At 69.7% G+C, this 1472-nt stretch carries 2 protein-coding genes and 1 pseudogene; all 3 read left to right on the forward strand.

Annotated elements, in window-relative coordinates:
• Positions 1-397: pseudogene (locus K789_RS0114295) on the forward strand (hypothetical protein); the annotation flags it as partial.
• Positions 394-1005, forward strand: coding sequence for a type II secretion system F family protein (locus K789_RS0114300; RefSeq protein WP_024367348.1), 612 nt, complete (start codon positions 394-396; stop codon positions 1003-1005). The pseudogene K789_RS0114295 and the gene K789_RS0114300, both read left to right, overlap by 4 nt.
• A gap of 162 nt (positions 1006-1167) precedes the next feature.
• On the forward strand, positions 1168-1461 hold the full coding sequence (locus tag K789_RS26810) for a DUF4244 domain-containing protein (protein ID WP_024367349.1): 294 nt from the start codon (positions 1168-1170) through the stop codon (positions 1459-1461).
• Positions 1462-1472 lie beyond the last annotated feature (11 nt).

Raw genomic sequence — 1472 nt, forward strand, 5'->3', positions numbered from 1 at the left:
CGGGACAGGCGCCGGGAAAATCCGGCGAAGCCGTGCAGGCGCGGGCGTGCGTGAGCACCGCGTCTGGGTCCAGCTCGCCGCGTGCTTTGACGTCGCCGAGGCCGCGGGTTCCCCGCTGGCGGACGTGTTGACGCGCTTTGCGGCCCAGTTGGAGGCCGAGAACGACGCCGAGGCTGCCCGCCAGACGGCGCTGGCCGGGCCCCGTGCGACGGTTCGGCTGCTGACGTGGCTTCCGTTTCTCGGGCTGGGCTTGGGTTTGCTGCTGGGAGTGGATCCTGTCGAGGTGCTGGGAACCCCTTCCGGGGCCGCGGCGCTCACGGCGGGACTCGCCCTCACCATGGCAGGCCGGATCTGGTCGGCACGGCTCGTCCGGGCGGCTGAAGGAGCTCGGCCGTGACAGCAGACGCCGCGGGACTTGGGGTGCTGGCGATCCTGGTGGCCGCGGCCGCCACCGCGTATTCCGACCATGGCGTGGCAAGGCGGCGACTCCGGCGCCAGACGCAGCGCGCCCCCGACGCCGGAAGCCGGGGCCGCTCAAACGACGGGGTCGAGCTGCCCGGGGCTTCCGGAGGGCACGGCCTCGATGATGCCGCCATGATGCTCGAACTGATCGGCGCGATGCTCGATGCGGGATCCGGACTCTGCCGTGCCCTGGCGCTGCTGGCCGCACTGGCAACGCCCGAAATCCGTGGTCCGCTGCGCCCGGTCGTCGCGGCGCTCACGATCGGCGCCGATTGGGACACTGCCTGGCGCGGCGCCGACGTCCGGTCGCCGGGACTTCTCGCCGTGCGCGATGCGCTGGGATTTGCCGCCCTCACCGGCGCCCCGTCCTCCGCCATCCTCTACGCCCAGGCGGCACGCATGCGGCGCGGACAGTTCCGGGCCGCGGAGAAACAAGCCGCCGCCCTCGCAGTGAAGCTCGTCGTTCCCCTCGGATTGTGCTCGCTGCCGGCCTTCGTATGCCTGGGCGTCATACCGGTCCTGCTGGCGATGCTCCCGGGCTGACCCCAGCGGTGGAAATCGGCGGTGCGAAAGTCTTCCTCCACAATGCGTGTCCGGAAGGGGTTTTCCACTTGGAGGGACGAGCCCCTTACATGTCACCGGCCTGGCCGGAAGAGTCCAGGAACAGCCGGCGCTCCCGCCGGAACCGAACGAAAGGAAAAGACCATGTCAATCCAACGCCCTGAGCCGGCCGGCACACGGAGGGCCCAGCAAATCCATGCCGGGACCGGGACTGCCGGGATCCGGGAAATTTATCCGGGGGCCAGCATTCCTGCCCCGCGCCGGGCACGAAGGCTGAGAAGGCTCTTTGGCTCCGAGGAAGGAATGGCGACGGCCGAGTATGCCATTGCCACGCTCGCCGCTGTGGGGTTTGCCGGCATTCTGGTGTTCATCATGCGCAGTGACGAGGTCCGGGGGTTTCTGTTGAACCTGATCCGCACGGCGCTCGCCTTGCCATGAGCTGCCGATGG

Origin of the sequence: Arthrobacter sp. TB 26 (genome assembly GCF_000427315.1) — a bacterium.
In the GTDB taxonomy this organism is placed as follows: Bacteria; Actinomycetota; Actinomycetes; order Actinomycetales; family Micrococcaceae; genus Arthrobacter.

Excerpts from the sequence above, each read along its gene's own strand:
- K789_RS26810 (WP_024367349.1), top strand. The coding sequence starts at position 1,168 with ATGTCAATCCAACGCCCTGAGCCGGCCGGCACACGGAGGGCCCAGCAA.